This window comes from Muriicola sp. E247, from assembly GCF_041358175.1.
GTDB lineage: Bacteria > Bacteroidota > Bacteroidia > Flavobacteriales > Flavobacteriaceae > Muriicola.
The window spans coordinates 195,798-213,058 of sequence record NZ_JBGKBE010000004.1 but is presented as its reverse complement, the minus strand read 5'-3'; the positions used below and the strand labels follow the sequence as shown (position 1 = coordinate 213,058).

Here is a 17,261-nt window from a genome sequence, read left to right as displayed (position 1 = left end):
TCGACAGGATGACTCGCGAAGCTCGTGATCCTGACATAGCTCCGTAATCTAAATGAAAAGCCTCCAGCCTCCGGTTGGCAAGCGAGCTTTCCACCTCCTCGTTCAGACAAAAAAACTCGCCATTTAGGCGAGCTTTTCATTCTTAAGTGACCTCGACAGGATGACTCGCTAAGCTCGTGATCCTGACAAAGCTCCGCTTTGATAATAGTCCAAACAAAAAAACGCTCAAGCGAGCTTGGCGTTTTTTCTTATTGAACTATTTATTCGTGACCTCGACAGGATTTTCTTCGCTTTGCTCGAACTTCCTTTGAACTCCGTGTTGCAAATAGAAAGTCCATGGCACTGCCATGACTTTTCCCTTTATTCCAAACCTTGGAAACTGCGTTTCCGGTTTTCCATAAATGAAAAAATCCATTACTTGCGTAATGGACTTTCTGCTTGTAGTGACCTCGACAGGATTCAAACTTAAATTTAAATCAGCAGAGTCCTTAGGTGTTTAAAAGGCCTTGCAAAATATGTTGACCGAATTGTTGACAGTCTATTTAAATGAAAATGGTGTCATTTGACTTTCAACGTGAATTTATGAAATAGTATTCAACTGAGGAAATTGCTTTTAGTTATTGTCCTGAAGATCGTTCCTTTTATTGAACTACCGCAAAGCTGTTCTTTGCAACCTAGTTGCACAAAAATCTTTTTACCTTTGCTTCGTGAAACTTTTGGCAACCATACTGTCGATTTACTTCTTGGCTCTCAATGTGTTGCCTTGTAGCGATGCAGGAAACGTTAATGATGATTCCCAGGTTGTCATTACAGTTGATTTTGATGGAGACCACGATCAGGACTGTGAATTGTGCTCGCCTTTCTGCCAGTGCCATTGTTGCCACGCTCACACTATCAATTTCGGACTTGCTTTATTTGAACCATTGCAACCATTAATTTCTCAAGCCAACTTTGTCCATTTTGATAGGGCAGGCAAAGATATTTCTCTTTCCCTCTTTCAGCCCCCGCAGGTTTAATTCAGTTTTTATAGGATAGCTATATCCTGTTTAGATGTATTCCTTTTTAGGATATATCAATATCGTGTATTGCAATTTGGCCAATGCACCTGACGCTACTTTAAACTGAATTAACATACTTATCCATGATCAATAAAATCATTGATTTCTCGATCAATAACAAATTCATTATCGGTCTGCTCACACTTACCCTTGTTGGCGGAGGGATATGGAGTATGACCCAAGTACCCATTGATGCCGTGCCAGACATTACCAACAATCAGGTGCAGGTCATCACGCAATCGCCCAATTTAGGAACCGAGGATATCGAACAGTTCGTGACCTATCCCGTAGAGATCGCAATGAGCAATCTTCCCAATGTCAAGGAAATCCGTTCGATTTCGCGCTTTGGGCTTTCGGTAGTTACCATCGTGTTCGATGATGATATGGGTACTTACCTTCCCAGGCAATTGGTTTCCGAAAAGCTGACCGAAGTGAGGGAGCAGATTCCCGAGGGTCTTGGCCAACCATCTATGGGCCCCATTACAACAGGCTTGGGGGAAATCTATCAATATACCCTGAAGGTAGAACCCGATTTTAAGGAAAATTATTCCATCACGGATCTTCGGACTATGCAGGATTGGATCGTGCAACGCCAGATGGCGATGGTGCCGGGGGTGGTAGAAATCAATGCCATCGGCGGCAAGATAAAACAGTTCGAAGTGGCTATCGACCCCAATGAATTGAAGGCTATTGACCTTACCATCGGCGATGTTTTCGAAGCCCTCGAACTGAACAACCAGAATACGGGTGGTGCCTACATAGAAAAGAACCGTAAGGCCAATTTCATCCGTGGCGAAGGTCTGGCCCGCAACCTCGATGACATCAAAAAAATCGTCATCAAGAACAGCAACGGGGTACCCATTACCATCAATGATGTGGCCACCGTTCAATATGGTGCCGCGGTTCGCTATGGTGCATTGACCCAGGACGGACAGGGCGAGGTAGTCGGCGGATTGGTCATGATGCTCAAAGGTGCAAACTCCAATGAAGTTATAGAAAATGTCAAAGGAAGAATGGGACAAATACAGAAATCCCTGCCGGAAGGAGTTCGTATCGAACCTTTGCTCGACAGAAGCAAACTTATTGCCAAAACGACCGGAACGGTCAGGAACAACCTTATCGAAGGTGCCCTTATCGTGATTTTCGTGTTAGTGTTCCTTTTGGGCAATTGGCGCGGGGGTCTTATAGTGGCATCTACGATCCCGCTGGCCCTGTTGTTCGCTTTTATCCTGATGAACGTTTTTGATGTATGGGCAAACCTGATGAGTCTGGGGGCCATCGACTTCGGTATCATCGTGGACGGGGCGGTCATTATTGTCGAAAGCACCGTTTTCATGATGTACGGTTACGCAAGGAAAAAGAAAGTCGAAAACGGGAATACCGCGCTGGAAATACCAAAGGAAGAAAAGGATGGAATAGCGGCCAACGCATCCAAAAAAATGATGAACGCCGCTTTTTTCGGGCAGCTCATCATACTTATCGTTTTCCTTCCCATCCTTGCCCTAGAAGGGGTCGAGGGCAAGATGTTCCAGCCGATGGCATTAACGTTCATATTTGCCATGTTAGGGGCGATGGTACTCTGTTTGACCTACGTTCCGATGATGTCCGCCCTGTTCATTAAGGCACCAAAATCCGCTAAAGCATCCTATGGCGATAGGTTTGTGCATTGGATAGAACGCAAATACGAACCATTGCTGATGAAATCACTTCATAAAAGTAAAATGGTCGTAGTAGTTGCATTGGGGATTTTTGCGCTGGCCGTTTTTACATTTACCCGAATGGGGGGCGAATTCATCCCGCAATTGGACGAGGGCGACATTGCCTTTCACGCTATCCTTCAACCGGGAAGTTCCCTAACGGAAACCATCGAGACCACCACGAAAATCGAACGCATCGTAAAGGCCGATTTTCCCGAAGTGGAGAAGATAGTAAGCCGAATCGGTGTGGCCGAAGTACCCACCGACCCCATGCCCTTTGATTTCGCGGATGTGTTCGTGATACTCAAACCAAAGGATGAATGGACAAGTGCCGATAACAAAGATGAACTCATCGAGAAAATGAAGGAAGCCGTGAGTATCGTTCCGGGAGTGAATTATGAGTTTACGCAGCCCATCGAGATGCGTTTCAATGAACTGTTGGAAGGTATCCGCGAGGACGTGGCCATAAAAATCTATGGAGAGGATATCGATATACTTGCAGCGAAAGCCGAGGAAGTTACCAAAATCATCGCAGGTACGCCCGGTATAGGCGATATGCGGGCCGAAGCTACGACCGGACTGCCCCAAATGACCATTCTATATGACCGTAGCAAAATCGCGCAGTACGGGGTCAGTATCAGCCAGCTGAACATTGCAGTGCAAATGGCCTTTGCGGGAAAAAGCGCAGGTGTCATTTTTGAAGGCGAAAAACGCTTCGATATGGTGGTCAGGCTGACCGAGGCCAACCGTAGGGATATAGACGATGTGCGCAACCTGTTCATCAATTTGCCCAATGGCAGTCAAATTCCCCTGCGTGAACTCGCAACCATCGAATACCGGCCGGGACCGATGCAGATAAGCCGCGACAACACCAACCGAAGGACGTATGTAGGCGTGAACGTCAGGGGGCGTGACGTAGAATCGTTGGTCAATGAAATCAAGCAAAAACTGGATGCGCAACTTGAGCTTCCATCCGGGTACTTCATTCGCTATGGTGGGGCTTTTGAAAATTTAGAACGTGCCAGCAAGAAACTGCAAACAGTCGTTCCAATAGCGTTGCTACTTATTTTTATCCTCATCTATTTTGCGCTTAAATCCCTTCCCCAGACGTTTATGATCTATCTCGCCATCCCAATGGCGACCATAGGCGGGGTTTTTGCCCTATGGCTGCGCGATATGCCCTTTAGTATTTCCGCAGGGGTCGGATTTATCGTGCTCTTTGGGGTAGCAGTACTCAACGGCCTCGTCATGATCAGCGGACTCAACGAGCTGAAGGACGAAGGTGTGACCAACCTTAAAGACCGTATCATGGAAGGTACAAAACGTAGGATACGCCCCATAATGTTAACGGCTTTTACCGATATTTTAGGTTTTCTTCCCATGGCCATTTCCGCATCGGCCGGAGCGGAAGTGCAAAGACCCTTGGCAACGGTGGTCATCGGCGGCTTGATAACATCCACTCTATTGACCCTGTTCATACTTCCCATATTGTACCAATGGGTGGAGAAGCGATCGGCGACGTTTAAGGTCAAGAAAAAATGGATTACGGCAACCGCGGTCGTGTGCTTATTGTTTACTTCAGGCATGATGGGCGCACAGGGTATACAGCAGGATTCATTACCAAGCGTTACTTTGGAACAGGCCGTAGCAATTTCCAAGAAGAATTATCCGTTGCTGAAGACCAACCGTCTTGAAATCGACAAACAGGCCGCCCTAAAAGCGAACGCTTACGATTTCGGAAACACCCAAGTTTTTACGGGCGGGGAGGAGGTCAACGGGGGTCAGGGCGTTTATACGACGGTCGGGTTGGGCCAACAGAATATTGATTTGTTCGGCATCGGTGCAAAAAAACGATTGCAAAAACAGCGGGTACAGCTTGCTGAAGCAGCCTATGGCCTGTCTGAACTTCAAGTGGAAAGGGAAGTGAAAAAAGCCTGGTCGGAAACCTATCAGGCAAAGCAAAAACTCCTTTTGTACAAGGAACTGGATTCTATCTACCAAAGGTTCTCGACCGCCATTGAACTCAATCTCGAAGTCGAGGCCATATCGCGATTAGAATTCGCTTCGGCCAAAAATCAGGCTTTGCAGATTCGCAATAGTCTACGACAGGCTGAAAGCGACTTTGCAATTGCCCTGCAACGCCTAAACCTGTGGTTGGTCTCCGAAACGGTCTACTCCGTTCCCGACGAATTGAACGAAAGCGGACTTACGGTCCTGGAAACAGATTTCGAGTTGGAGGAACATCCAGGTCTGATGCTCTCGCAACTGCGCCTATCGGAAACCGAAGCGGAGCTAAATGCCGCACGTGCCGATCTGTTGCCCAAACTCAACCTTCAGGGCGGACTTCAAAAGGTAAATGGCGAAAGCGGCTTTTACACCTATCAGGCAGGTGTATCTGTTCCGCTGTTCTCGGGTCCCGAACGAGGGCGTAAAAAGGCAGCAAAACTCGAAAGGGAAATTGCCGAAACCAATACCGCTTTCAAGGAAAAACAACTGCGATCCGAGTACGCACAGGCATTGCGGACCTATCAAAAATGGCGAAGCTCTTGGCGGTTCTATCGGGACGAGGCCATACCGCTCGCCAAGGAACAGCGAAAAGGCGCGCTTTTCGCCTATACCGAAGGTGCGGTGGACTATGCGGCTTTTACCCAGATCATACGGGATGCCATACAGACCGAAATGGACGCTTTGGAAGCACTTGACAATTACTTGAAATCCGTATTCGAACTTCAATATTATACCTTATAAACGATGAAAAATATAATAAAACATACAGTACTGGTCTCGATGGGATTGCTCTTGGGCCTATCGGCCTGTGGGGATTCCAAAGAAAAAAACGCCCCCAAAAGCCAAGATTCGGAATCGGCAATGCGGCACGTGGAAAACGAAGGCGACGAAGTTATGCTGACGGAAAAACAATACGACGCGTTGCAGATGAGGATCGATACGCTGGCACAAAGAAACATGAGCGGCTATATAGAGGCCAATGGGCAGTTGGAAGTACCCCCACAGAACGAAGCCACCATTACTTCCGTAGTGGGTGCAAACGTAGTTTCTATCGAGGTTATCGAGGGCGATAAGGTCAATAAAGGCCAAACGGTGGCCTATCTCTCGCATCCCAATATCATCCAGAAGCAGACCGATTATCTAAATGCGTACAGCAATAGCCAGTTTTTGCAAAAGGAATACGATCGCCAAAAAAGGCTTTATGAGGCCGGGGTCGGTTCGGGGATGAACTTCCAAAAGGCCGAGGCGGATTATCAGGCTTCCAAGGCCATGGTCAATGGACTTGAAGCTCAACTAAAACAGTTTAACATCAATACTTCCGGAGTTCGAGACGGTACGATTTATCAGCGGATAAGTTTGCAAAGTCCCATTGAAGGTTTCGTGCAGAGCGTGGAAGTAAAAACGGGGCAGTACGTAGAACCGCAAACCGACCTTTTCGAAATCGTCAATACGCACCATGTCCATGCCGATTTGATGGTCTTTGAAAAGGATGTGGACAAGGTCAGGGAAGGCCAAACGGTACGTTTCAATGTGCAGTCCATTCCCGGAAAGGAACTGACAGCCGAAATCTATTCGGTCAGCAAGACTTTTGAAAAAGATCCTAAGGCGATACACGTTCACGCCGAGATAGAGAACAAAGAGGGCGATCTGATTCCCGGTATGTACATCAGGGGACGTATCGAAATAGACAATACCCGAACCATGGCCTTGCCGGAAAGTGCGATTGCCAAGGATGGCGAAAAATCCTTTGTTTTTACTGCGGAAAAAGAAGATGGGGCATGGCATTTCAAGCCCTTGGAAATAGTGACTGGCACAAACAACGGGGATTGGGTAGCCATTGATTTTTTGGAATCCGTGGAACCCAAGACAAAATTCGCATTCAACAATGCCTATTACCTTATGGCCGAAATGAAAAAAGGGGAGAACGAAAACGATGATTAAATACTTATGAACGAAATAGAAAAATTACTAAAAGATAAAAAGGTTCGCCCAACGGCAATGCGCATATTGATCTATAAGTATATGGCCGAAAAGGACATCGCGGTCGCGCTTGCGGATATCGAGAACGCTTTTGCGAAATCGGACAGAACTACCTTGTATCGAACTCTGAAAACCTTTGAGGAAAAAGGCATCGTACACCAAATAGATGATGGCACCAATATTTCAAAATATGCCCTGTGCGAACCAGGTTGTAATTGTGAACTAGAACAAGATCTACACTTGCACTTTCATTGTGATAACTGTGATGAAACGATGTGTTTGACAGAACATAAAATCCCTCATATAAATTTGCCGGAAGGGTATATAGCTGAAGATGCGAATTTGGTCATCAAAGGTATTTGCGAAAAGTGTAGTGGACAATAAATGCACTTCCGTTGCATCAAAAATAGGATGACATTGCAAAAATTATGAAAAAGAAAAAAGTAAACCTACGGGACATAGACCCAAAAAAACATCAGGGCGAACATACACACGAGGACGGGTATAACCATGGCAATCCTGAAAAAGCATCAAATTTTAGAACCTATTTGCCATCTATTTTCAGCTTTGTGATGCTGATTGCAGGGATTGCCATAGATTACGTTGAGGCATTCCCCTTTTTCAAAGGATGGATCAGGATCGTATGGTATACGGTGGCCTATATTCCGGTAGGATTTCCAGTTATCAGGGAAGGTTGGAACAGCATCAAAAAAGGCGATTTCTTTACCGAGTTTTTCTTGATGTCGATTGCCACTCTGGGAGCATTCGCCATTGGGGAATATCCGGAAGGTGTGGCCGTGATGCTGTTCTATGCCGTGGGCGAACTGTTCCAAAGTTCAGCGGTCAACCGGGCAAAAGGAAACATCAAAGCGTTACTTGATGTCCGTCCGAACGAGGCATTGGTATATCGTGATGGCGATATTGTTTCAGTAAATCCCGAGACTGTTGAGATTGGCGAAAAGATACAGGTACGTGTAGGTGAAAAAGTTCCACTTGATGGCATTCTGCTTTCCGAAAAGGGTTCTTTTAATACTGCTGCCTTGACAGGCGAAAGCAAACCTGATACTATTGCTAAAGGCGATACTGTTTTTGCAGGTAGTATTAATCTCGATAGGGTAATCGAAATCGAGACTACTAAGGAATTTAAGGACAGTTCCATTGCACGAATTCTGGAAATGGTACAGAATGCAACTGCCAGAAAATCAAAGACGGAATTGTTTATTAGAAAATTTGCGCGGATTTATACGCCTATCGTTGTATTCTTGGCAATCGGCCTGACGTTTCTGCCCTCCTCTTTTGTGGATGATTATGTATTTAGGGATTGGCTATATCGAGCATTGATATTTCTCGTTATTTCGTGCCCTTGTGCGCTGGTCATTTCCATTCCCCTGGGTTATTTCGGCGGATTGGGTGCGGCATCGCGAAACGGTATTCTGTTTAAGGGTGCATCCTTTCTAGATACAATGACGCAAGTGGACACGGTCGTAATGGATAAGACCGGAACTGTAACCAAAGGGGTTTTTAGAATCAAGATAATCAATTCAATTACATTTGAGGAAGCCGAATTTATGAAGTACCTGATGGCGATGGAAGAACAATCCACACATCCTATTGCAAAAGCGATTCTCGAATATAAAGCTGACGGTTCGGATTATGAGGCTACTGATGTTTCAGAGGTTGCCGGAAAGGGTTTGAAAGGAACGGTCAACGGGAAGACGGTGCTTGTAGGAAACAAAGCTTTGATGACCTCAAACAATATAGAAGTCCCTTCGGCAACAGATGGTATTGTAGAATCAATTGTTATGGTGTCCATTGATGGAAAGTTTGCAGGTTATGTAACCATTGCAGATGAACTAAAGGATGATGCGCACCAAGCCATTAAACAGATTAGGGATGCCGGAATTTCCAAGATTATAATGCTATCAGGTGATAAGGACTCAATTACACAACAGGTTGCAAAAGAATTAAACATCGATTGGGCAAAAGGTGGGTTGTTACCCGAAGATAAACTGAATGAAGTCGAAGAGCTTAAAAAACAACCTGAAACAAAAGTCGCATTTATCGGCGATGGCATAAACGATGCACCAGTTTTGGCAGCAAGTGGCGTGGGTATTGCGATGGGTGGTTTGGGTAGCGACGTTGCCATTGAAACAGCCGATGTTATCATACAGACCGACCAACCGAGCAAGATTGCAATAGCGATTAAAATTGGTCGTTCAACGCGACGAATTGTCTGGCAGAATATTGGTTTGGCCTTCGGAGTAAAAGTAATAGTACTCATTCTAGGTGCAGGTGGCCTGGCCACGATGTGGGAAGCCGTTTTTGCCGACGTGGGGGTTGCACTTTTGGCAATTTTCAATGCGGTTCGGTTGCAGCGGATGACGTGGGATTAAGGTCATACTAAATCTAAATAAAGAAATCATTTTTTCATTCGGGACAACTGATAGTATCTAATAAAATATATTAATTGCATAATCCACTAACGCAGAACTTCCAAAGATTCCATAAGTTTTGCTCTGTGAATTACATAGAAATATTTAGACTTATCTAAAAATATAATTATATTCGTATATATATTTTTATAGTAATGTCTAAAATAATTTATATTTTTATTGGGATCTCTTTACTTCTGCTTTGTGGCTGTGAAAAATTGGGACCCGAGGAACCTATGGAATTTGAGCTGTTGGATGGACCTATCGATGGCCTGTCCATAAGCGAGCAAAAACGGTTTTTAGCTGGCGACATAGCTTTTAACGATGACGTCTTTACCGTTGAAAATGGCCTTGGCCCATTATTTGTCGGGACTAGCTGCGTTAGCTGCCATTCAGGGGATGGCAAGGGCCATCCTTTCAACCAACTTATCAGGTTTGGCAACAATGATGTGGTCCTACCCTCAATGCCAACTATCGGCGATGGCAGGAACCAAATTCAAAATAAGGCCATACCAGGTTTTGAGCCTGAAACCGTGCCCGATGGTGTGCCCTTTTCTATTTTGGTGGCCCCTGCAGTCACTGGATTGGGCCTGTTGGATGCAGTTCCTGATGGGGATATTCTGGCCTTGGCCGACCCAATGGATGAGGATGGAGATGGAATTAGCGGAAGGCCCCACTATAATATTCCTCCTGAATTCACTGAAATCCGGGAAAATAGTGTTTCACTTGGAGACAATTACATCTTCAGGTTTGGTAAGAAGGCCAATAGCTATGATTTGTTGCACCAGACCGTAGGTGCGTATAATCAAGATATAGGCATAACCTCTCTTTTTGATCCCATTGACCCCTTCAGCGGTCTTGAAGAAGATCCAGAGATAAGTACCCAGACTTTGAATGACGTGGTATTTTACCTTAAAACTCTTAAAGCTCCTATTCCTAGAAACCAGACAGATCCGGATGTTATAGCCGGAAAAGAGCTTTTCCAATCCATACAATGTGCAGCTTGTCACACACCGACCCTGACAACGGGGTTTTCTCCCATTGAATCTATGTCCTTTAAGGAGTTCCATCCTTATACGGATTTACTGTTACATGATATGGGGCCTGGTCTTGATGATGGATTCACAGAGGGCAATGTTGAGACCTCCGAATGGAGAACTCCACCGTTATGGGGAATCGGCCTGTCCCCCAATTCCCAAGGCGGACAACTATTCCTTTTACATGACGGAAGGGCTTCAAGTATTGAGGAGGCCATAGAAATGCACGGTGGCGAGGCAAATAATTCAAAGGCTCAGTACCTCTCATTAACGCCCGAAGAAAAATCACAATTGATAAAATTCATTAGTTCCCTATAGATGCGCAGGAAAGAATTCATCAAGCGTTTGGGATATCTGGCGACAGTCCTCCCAGCTTCCTCCTTTTTACTCCACAGCTGTGCGGGCCTATACTATGCCTCCTTTGCTGAGGAAGAGGGAATGTTAAGAATATCAAAGGGTGAGTTTAAACAGATAAAAGGTGGGAAACAAATAGAGCGGGATTTTGTGGTCATCCAAAGCGATTCCATGCAATATCCCATAGGCATATTCAAAACTCTGAATCAAGACTATACGGCCAGTTTAATGCAATGTACCCATAGAGGCTGCGAACTCAACATTGGTGGGGGCATATATAATTGTCCATGTCATGGCAGTGAATTTGATCGCTCGGGCGGGGTCATGCAAGGGCCCGCAGAAGAAAACTTGAAGTCATTCCTAATAACAACCGATAATGAACATATCTATATACATGTCTCCTAAAATATATACTGCTCTTTTCATAGTGAATATTTGCGTTTTGACCATTAGCGCCCAAATCAGCGATAAAGACAGTATCAGGGCATCGATGAATATGGATGCAGTCTATGACCGCCCCTTTTTGACTTTTGATAAATTTCCGGTCAATCTGGGTGGTTATCTGGAGGCGAACTCAATCTATAGCATTGAGGATGGATTGTCAGAAGGGTTATCTTTTCAGGCTAGGAGATTGACTCTTTTCGTTTCGGCATCCATATCGAAGCGCATTAAGTTTTTGACTGAGTTGGAATTTGAAAACGGAACCGAGGAAATCGCCATCGAATTTGCCTCAATGGATATCGCCTTACATCCCTTGCTCAATCTTCGAGGTGGAATTGTATTGAATCCCATCGGCTCATTTAATCAAAATCATGACGGTCCGAAATGGGAATTCGTGGAGCGACCGGATGTTAGCACCAATTTGTTGCCCGCCACTTTCTCCAATGCCGGATTTGGCATATATGGAAAGACGTATAAGGGAGATTGGACCTTGGGATATGAAGGGTATCTAACCAATGGTTTTGACACTAGCATTATCAATAACGAAGAAGAAAGGACTTCTTTAGTGGCTGTCAAGGAAAATTCTGCGCGATTTGAAGATAATTTTAGTGGGAGCCCGCTCTTAAATGGAAAATTGGCAATTAAACATCGTAAAGTAGGAGAACTGGGCATCTCTTATATGGGAGGCACATACAACAGGGAAGAAATAGATGGACTTCAAGTTGACACTGAATCAAGGCGGGTCGATGTACTGGCTTTAGACCTAAATACGACCATCAACAAAACCGGAACAAGGCTCGTAGGTGAGATGGCCTACATTTGGATAGGGGTACCGGATACCTTCACACAGCAATTTGGAAATCAACAGGCGGGCTTTTTTGTCGACATTATCCAACCGGTGTTAAAAACGAAAATATTGGATTGGGAAGATGCGATATTGAACCTTTCGCTCAGGACGGATTATGTGGATTACAATATCGGCAGGTTTGCCCAGACCAATACGGATATTGGCGATGACCTATTCGCTTTGACCCCTGCCTTGAGCTTCAGGCCGTCACCCCAGACCGTTCTAAGGATTAACTATCGATACCAATGGCAGCAGGATATTTTAAACAATCCTGCCTCAAAAACTGCAACATGGTATTTTGGGATCAGCACCTATTTTTAAAGTGATATCCTATTTATCAACTTAAATCCGCCTGATTTCAAAGCAGTCATATCGCGCTTGAACAATGTATTCAAGTGTAACAACAAAATATATTTAAGTATTTGCTTAAATAATATAATAATGATATATTTGTGAACACTTTAAATCAAAAAAGATGAGCTTGGAAATAATTTGTACACGGAACGAAGCAGACAAGAAGCAAATATCGAGATGCAAGGAAACCATAGAGAATTCTTCGTGTAGCTTAGAAGCAATAAGCAAAATTTTGTCTCTTGCAGGAAGCGAGGTACGACTGAAAATTCTATTCCTATTGAATATAGAGAATGAATTGTGCCCTTGCGATATTGCTGACATTCTTGAAATGAGTGTTCCTGCCGTATCCCAACATATCCGTAAAATGAAGGATGCAGGAATTATTTTATCGAGACGTGAGGGGCAAACATTATATTATTCGCTGGTAAAGAGTGAGGACAATGTTTTGAATGGAATTTTCAATTCAATTTCAGCAAGAAAGAAAACAGCTTAGAAAGTTTACATTATGGCACCGAATAAAACCTTAAACACCGCGGCCTATACCGGCATTTTTACCGCAGTTGCAGCATCAATATGTTGTATAACCCCTGTCTTGGCATTAATTGCTGGAACAAGCGGAATTGCATCTACCTTTTCTTGGGTCGAGCCATTTAGACCCTACCTTATCGGCTTGACCATTATTGTCTTGGTGTTTGCCTGGTATCAGAAACTACGACCGAAAACACAGGAAGAAATAGATTGCGCCTGTGAAGATGATTCGAACCCATCATTTTGGCAATCCACACGGTTCTTATTGATAGTAACACTATTCGCCGCATTGATGCTGGCCTTCCCGTACTATTCCAACCTTTTTTATGCACAACCCACCAAGGATATCGTCTATGTCTCTCAATCCAATATCGAAAAGCAGACTTTTGAAGTCGCTGGAATGACCTGTGCAGGCTGTGAGGCACACGTAGAAAACGAAGTCAATAAGCTGGATGGAATTATTTCGGTCAAAGCCAGCTACGAAAATGCCAATACCATAGTGGAATTTGACAAGACCAAAACCGGTTTGCCTGCAATCCGAAAAGCTATAGAAAGCACCGGCTATAAAGTTGTCGAGAAAACCACTAAAGAAAATAAGTAGATGAAAAAATATGATGTTTTCATTATTGGTTCGGGTATGTCAGGTATGACAATCGCCAATAAATGCGCTTCAAAAGGTCTTTCGGTGGGCATTACAGATGAACTGCCTTATGGTGGCACCTGTGCCCTACGAGGCTGTGACCCAAAAAAAGTGATTATCGGTGCCACGGAAGTACGCGACTTTGCTAAAAGACTTAAAGGGAAAGGCATTGATACCATTCCGAATATCAACTGGAAGGATATAATTGCGTTCAAACAGACCTTTGTCGATGAAATGCCGAAGAAAATAGAAAAAGGGTATGAGAAGAACGGCATCGATACCTTTCACAGTTCCGCTACGTTTATAAATGAAAATACCTTAAGTGTAGGTGACGAGACCATTCAAGCTGATAAAGTTGTAATTGCGTCAGGTTCAAAACCAAAAGTTTTAGACTTTGATGACGGACAGCTTGCTCAAACGAGTACGGATTTCCTAAACCTAAAGGAATTACCAGAATCCCTGCTTTTCATCGGTGGTGGATATATTGCTTTTGAATTCGCTCATATTGCCGCACGTTCCGGTGCCGAGGTAACGATAGTACATCGAGGTAAACGTCCGTTGGAAAACTTTGACCGGGATATTGTAAAACATTTGGTCGCTGCCACACGTAATTTAGGTATCAAGCTTGTTCTTGAAACCGAAGTCTCTAAAATTGAACGTAAAGATGGCAACTACATAACCACAGGAATTTCAAACGGAAAGGAAACTAATTACAAATCGGCAGCAGTATTTAATTCCGCTGGTCGTCCCCCAGCCATTTTTGATTTAGAATTGGAAAAAGCAGGTATATCCTTCTCAAAAAAGGGCATAGAGGTCAACGAATACCTTCAGAGCACATCGAACGCGAACATATATGCAGCTGGCGATGCAGCGAATTCAAGAGGATTGCCCCTAACACCCGTAGCTGTATTGGAAGGACACGTCGTGGCTTCAAATATCATCAAGGGGAACCAGAAAAAAGTCAATTATCCCCCAATGCCTTCCGTGGTTTTTACTTTGCCCACTATGGCAACCGTTGGCCTATTGGAAGATGAAGCCAAAGAAAAGGGATATGATGTCAATGTCAATTTTGAAAAAGTGGATAATTGGTTCAATGCGAGACGCCTGAATGTGGATGAGTATGCCTTTAAAACAATCATCGATAAAAATAACAATACCATTTTGGGCGCGCATCTTATTGGACCTTACTGTGAAGAAACAATAAATCTTTTTGCAATGGCGATAAAGGCCAAGATGACCATAAGCGATTTAAGGACAATGATATTTTCATACCCTACAATGGCATCCGACCTAACCTATATGCTCTAACTATTATTTATGGAAACTACTATATTAAAATCCACGATTACCTGCCCTGAATGCGGCCACAAAAAGGCAGAAGAAATGCCAACCACCGCCTGTCAATTCTTTTATGAATGTGATAATTGCAAACAAATACTAAAACCAAAAGAAGGCCATTGCTGCGTATTCTGTTCTTACGGAACTGTGGCCTGTCCACCTATTCAGGAAGGTTTAAAATGTTGCTAATAAAATTGAAAAAATATTTGGAGACCACCCTACGAGCATACTTACATTGCAATAAAATTTTAATCAATGATACCACGGGATTTAAGTAAGGACATAAAAACAAGGTTACAAAGTATCAATGGGCAACTTAGCGGCCTCATTAAAATGCTGGACGAGGATACCGACCCTGAAAAGATACTGATACAGTTCAAAGCAGCACAAAAGGGTTTGGACAAGGCCCATTTCCTGTTACTGGACGAAACTTACAGAAAAGCCTTGGCAATCAAGATTTCAGAAACCGTGGAAGCTTGTCCTGGAGATTGTGGTAATGAAGACCGTATTGAATTTATACGGAAACAGTTCCCTGATTTGGAGCTGGACAGTCTTACCGACAAAATGAAAGAAATTGCCATGCTCAAATCCAAATTGGAAGACTTTAACGAAGAATAGAACTCGCGAAAAAACAACCCCCGTTTGATGGCCCAAAACTATGGGTCATTTTTTTTGAAATATTATTTGGAGACCACCCCAGGCACCCACCTACCTTTGTACCGTGCTTAATTGATAAGCCATTATAAATGAAATATTAATAAAAAAAAAGAGATTATGAAACGTCAAGTAGAAGTCTTTACAGCCAACTGCCCCGTATGTGACCCAGTGGTTAAAATGATTGAGGAACTGGCCTGTGATGAATGTGAAGTAACAACATACGATTTGGTAAAACAATGCGATGATAAGACGTGTCTTACCAAGATGAACGAATACGGGGTCAACAAAATACCTGCCGTGGCAGTAAATGGAAAATTGCTCGAATGCTGTAAGGATTCAGCGATTTCCAAGGAAAAATTGATAGAAGCCGGAATAGGGCAATCTTTATAAAATACCTAGATAACCATGTGCTTCAAAAAATTTATATCGCTATCAAGAAATATCAAGTATTCGGCAACAATAGGGTTATTGCTTATAGCGGGAACAGCGATGGCCCAGGGCCACGGGCCGCTTTACGGCCTGCAGACACCGACCCTTGCAAAGGGTGGTGTCGATTTGAACGTGGCCGGTATGAGCCTAGGTACGGAAAACGAAACTTCGTATATGCTACGCTACTTGTTCTCCTATGGTATTACGGAAGATCTACAGGTAAATTTGACAACCCCTACAATGATCGAACGCCATGACAATACCCCAAGAACACGGGGAAACAGCAATATGCCTGCCAACGGCGATATCGAGGCATCACTTTGGTACCGTTTCTTTTCCAATGCATTCGGAGTGGGCAAGCGTTTCGAGTCCACCGCCATTGTGGGCGTTTCCGCTCCGACCGATAACGAGCGTGGGCAGGTCAATGTGGGCAACTCGGTACACGCCGCCGTTTCAACGGGCTATGCCTCCCGCATATGGTATGCTTGGATAGGGGGAGGATATCAGTACTATTTCAAAAAAAACAACGAACGGCTGGGCGACTTACCCTACGCAAGTGCGGTGGTAGGATATCGCCCCAATATTTTTATGGGCGATTACCCGAAACCTGATTGGCGCATCTTCATCGAATCGCTGGTCGAATTCCCGGGTAATAATAAATATTCGGGGCAACAGGATTATTCCGGTTCGCGGAGTACGAAGGTTTTGGCAGGCCCATCATTTTTGGGACTGTACGGGGCCTGGGGAGTATCGTTCGGGGCTTTGTTTCCGGTTGTACAGGATTTGACACCAGGAACCATAAAGGAAAACTATCGGATAGCGATAAATTTAAGTTACTGGTTATAAATAAAGACAAAATCTAAAAGAGCAAAAAAATGAAGGATATTACAATGTTGGCAATAATTGGGTTATTTGGCATCGGCACATCGCATGCACAGATCACCAAAGTTGACCAAGAAGTATATGGAATGGATTGTGCCCCTTGTGCCTATGGCCTGGAGCGGGGGTTGAAAAAGATGGAAGGTCTTAAATATGTTCGTGTAAGTCTTAACGACGGGAAGGCCTACTTGGAACTGGCAACTGAAAATAAACTCACATTACAAGACATTCAGGAAGAAGTGAAAAAAAATGGATTTTCAGCAAAGAAAGCCCAAATCACCATTTCAGGAACCGTGAAGAAGGAAAACGGGCTGTGGGTAATTGAAACCGGCCAAGAGCTATTTGATATATCGCAGCATTCACCGACTGAACTAGTGCAAGCATTGACTCCTGGAATGGCAACTGTAAGTGGTACGGTAGAAGATGAGGAGGATGGAAACCTTTCGGGCCGATGGGCCATAATACTCACAAAAGTTAAATAAGTTTTTATGAAGTCTTTCGTCAAAATGTTAGTGAGCTCCAGTTTGCTTGCTGCCGTTCTTCCCTTGATGTGTTGTTTCATTCCCGCATTGCTTTCTGTGGT

The 17,261-nt window shown here is 44.1% G+C and carries 16 protein-coding genes; all 16 read left to right on the top strand.

All coding sequences use genetic code 11. From position 1 onward, the window contains the following. Positions 1–707: 707 nt before the first annotated feature. The gene (locus ACA086_RS08655; protein WP_369748938.1) at positions 708–1,016 is read left to right on the top strand and encodes a DUF6660 family protein; all 309 of its coding nucleotides are present in this window, start codon (positions 708–710) and stop codon (positions 1,014–1,016) included. A gap of 125 nt (positions 1,017–1,141) precedes the next feature. Continuing rightward, positions 1,142–5,503: a CusA/CzcA family heavy metal efflux RND transporter gene (locus ACA086_RS08650; protein ID WP_371002924.1), complete on the top strand. Its 4,362-nt coding sequence runs from the start codon at positions 1,142–1,144 to the stop codon at positions 5,501–5,503. A 3-nt stretch (positions 5,504–5,506) separates the two neighbouring features. Continuing rightward, on the top strand, positions 5,507–6,703 hold the full coding sequence (locus ACA086_RS08645; protein ID WP_369748936.1) for an efflux RND transporter periplasmic adaptor subunit: 1,197 nt from the start codon (positions 5,507–5,509) through the stop codon (positions 6,701–6,703). Positions 6,704–6,709: 6 nt separating this feature from the next. After that, on the top strand, positions 6,710–7,126 hold the full coding sequence (locus ACA086_RS08640) for a Fur family transcriptional regulator (RefSeq protein ID WP_369748935.1): 417 nt from the start codon (positions 6,710–6,712) through the stop codon (positions 7,124–7,126). A 44-nt stretch (positions 7,127–7,170) separates the two neighbouring features. After that, the gene (locus ACA086_RS08635) at positions 7,171–9,135 is read left to right on the top strand and encodes a heavy metal translocating P-type ATPase (RefSeq protein ID WP_371002923.1); all 1,965 of its coding nucleotides are present in this window, start codon (positions 7,171–7,173) and stop codon (positions 9,133–9,135) included. Between the two features lie 194 nt (positions 9,136–9,329). Continuing rightward, positions 9,330–10,529, top strand: a complete 1,200-nt coding sequence (locus ACA086_RS08630; RefSeq protein WP_371002922.1) for a di-heme oxidoredictase family protein — start codon at positions 9,330–9,332, stop codon at positions 10,527–10,529. Next, on the top strand, positions 10,530–10,970 hold the full coding sequence (locus tag ACA086_RS08625; protein WP_371002921.1) for a ubiquinol-cytochrome c reductase iron-sulfur subunit: 441 nt from the start codon (positions 10,530–10,532) through the stop codon (positions 10,968–10,970). A 37-nt stretch (positions 10,971–11,007) separates the two neighbouring features. After that, complete coding sequence (locus tag ACA086_RS08620) at positions 11,008–12,174, top strand: hypothetical protein (protein WP_371002920.1); 1,167 nt, start codon at positions 11,008–11,010, stop codon at positions 12,172–12,174. A 154-nt stretch (positions 12,175–12,328) separates the two neighbouring features. Then, positions 12,329–12,700, top strand: a complete 372-nt coding sequence (locus ACA086_RS08615) for an ArsR/SmtB family transcription factor (protein WP_371002919.1) — start codon at positions 12,329–12,331, stop codon at positions 12,698–12,700. Between the two features lie 12 nt (positions 12,701–12,712). After that, a complete protein-coding gene (gene merTP, locus ACA086_RS08610; protein ID WP_371002918.1) occupies positions 12,713–13,336 on the top strand; it encodes a mercuric transport protein MerTP in 624 nt (207 codons plus the stop codon). Further along, on the top strand, positions 13,337–14,683 hold the full coding sequence (locus ACA086_RS08605; RefSeq protein WP_371002917.1) for an NAD(P)/FAD-dependent oxidoreductase: 1,347 nt from the start codon (positions 13,337–13,339) through the stop codon (positions 14,681–14,683). Positions 14,684–14,692: 9 nt separating this feature from the next. Continuing rightward, positions 14,693–14,902 carry a GDCCVxC domain-containing (seleno)protein gene (locus tag ACA086_RS08600; protein WP_369748927.1) on the top strand — a complete coding sequence of 70 codons (210 nt, stop codon included), beginning with the start codon at positions 14,693–14,695 and terminating at the stop codon, positions 14,900–14,902. 66 nt (positions 14,903–14,968) lie between these two features. Further along, entirely contained in the window at positions 14,969–15,331 is a 363-nt protein-coding gene (locus ACA086_RS08595) for a metal-sensitive transcriptional regulator (RefSeq protein ID WP_369748926.1), read from the top strand. A gap of 156 nt (positions 15,332–15,487) precedes the next feature. After that, a complete protein-coding gene (locus tag ACA086_RS08590; RefSeq protein WP_371002916.1) occupies positions 15,488–15,760 on the top strand; it encodes a thioredoxin family protein in 273 nt (90 codons plus the stop codon). A 15-nt stretch (positions 15,761–15,775) separates the two neighbouring features. After that, positions 15,776–16,645, top strand: a complete 870-nt coding sequence (locus ACA086_RS08585) for a hypothetical protein (protein ID WP_371002915.1) — start codon at positions 15,776–15,778, stop codon at positions 16,643–16,645. Between the two features lie 29 nt (positions 16,646–16,674). Beyond that, positions 16,675–17,160 carry a heavy-metal-associated domain-containing protein gene (locus tag ACA086_RS08580; RefSeq protein ID WP_369748923.1) on the top strand — a complete coding sequence of 162 codons (486 nt, stop codon included), beginning with the start codon at positions 16,675–16,677 and terminating at the stop codon, positions 17,158–17,160. The last annotated feature ends 101 nt before the right edge of the window (positions 17,161–17,261 follow it).

Coding starts and splice junctions, on each gene's coding strand:
- ACA086_RS08650 (WP_371002924.1), top strand. CDS start 1,142: ATGATCAATAAAATCATTGATTTCTCGATCAATAACAAATTCATTATC.
- ACA086_RS08645 (WP_369748936.1), top strand. CDS start 5,507: ATGAAAAATATAATAAAACATACAGTACTGGTCTCGATGGGATTGCTC.
- ACA086_RS08640 (WP_369748935.1), top strand. CDS start 6,710: ATGAACGAAATAGAAAAATTACTAAAAGATAAAAAGGTTCGCCCAACG.
- ACA086_RS08635 (WP_371002923.1), top strand. CDS start 7,171: ATGAAAAAGAAAAAAGTAAACCTACGGGACATAGACCCAAAAAAACAT.
- ACA086_RS08630 (WP_371002922.1), top strand. CDS start 9,330: ATGTCTAAAATAATTTATATTTTTATTGGGATCTCTTTACTTCTGCTT.
- ACA086_RS08625 (WP_371002921.1), top strand. CDS start 10,530: ATGCGCAGGAAAGAATTCATCAAGCGTTTGGGATATCTGGCGACAGTC.
- ACA086_RS08615 (WP_371002919.1), top strand. CDS start 12,329: ATGAGCTTGGAAATAATTTGTACACGGAACGAAGCAGACAAGAAGCAA.
- merTP (WP_371002918.1), top strand. CDS start 12,713: ATGGCACCGAATAAAACCTTAAACACCGCGGCCTATACCGGCATTTTT.
- ACA086_RS08605 (WP_371002917.1), top strand. CDS start 13,337: ATGAAAAAATATGATGTTTTCATTATTGGTTCGGGTATGTCAGGTATG.
- ACA086_RS08600 (WP_369748927.1), top strand. CDS start 14,693: ATGGAAACTACTATATTAAAATCCACGATTACCTGCCCTGAATGCGGC.
- ACA086_RS08595 (WP_369748926.1), top strand. CDS start 14,969: ATGATACCACGGGATTTAAGTAAGGACATAAAAACAAGGTTACAAAGT.
- ACA086_RS08590 (WP_371002916.1), top strand. CDS start 15,488: ATGAAACGTCAAGTAGAAGTCTTTACAGCCAACTGCCCCGTATGTGAC.
- ACA086_RS08585 (WP_371002915.1), top strand. CDS start 15,776: ATGTGCTTCAAAAAATTTATATCGCTATCAAGAAATATCAAGTATTCG.
- ACA086_RS08580 (WP_369748923.1), top strand. CDS start 16,675: ATGAAGGATATTACAATGTTGGCAATAATTGGGTTATTTGGCATCGGC.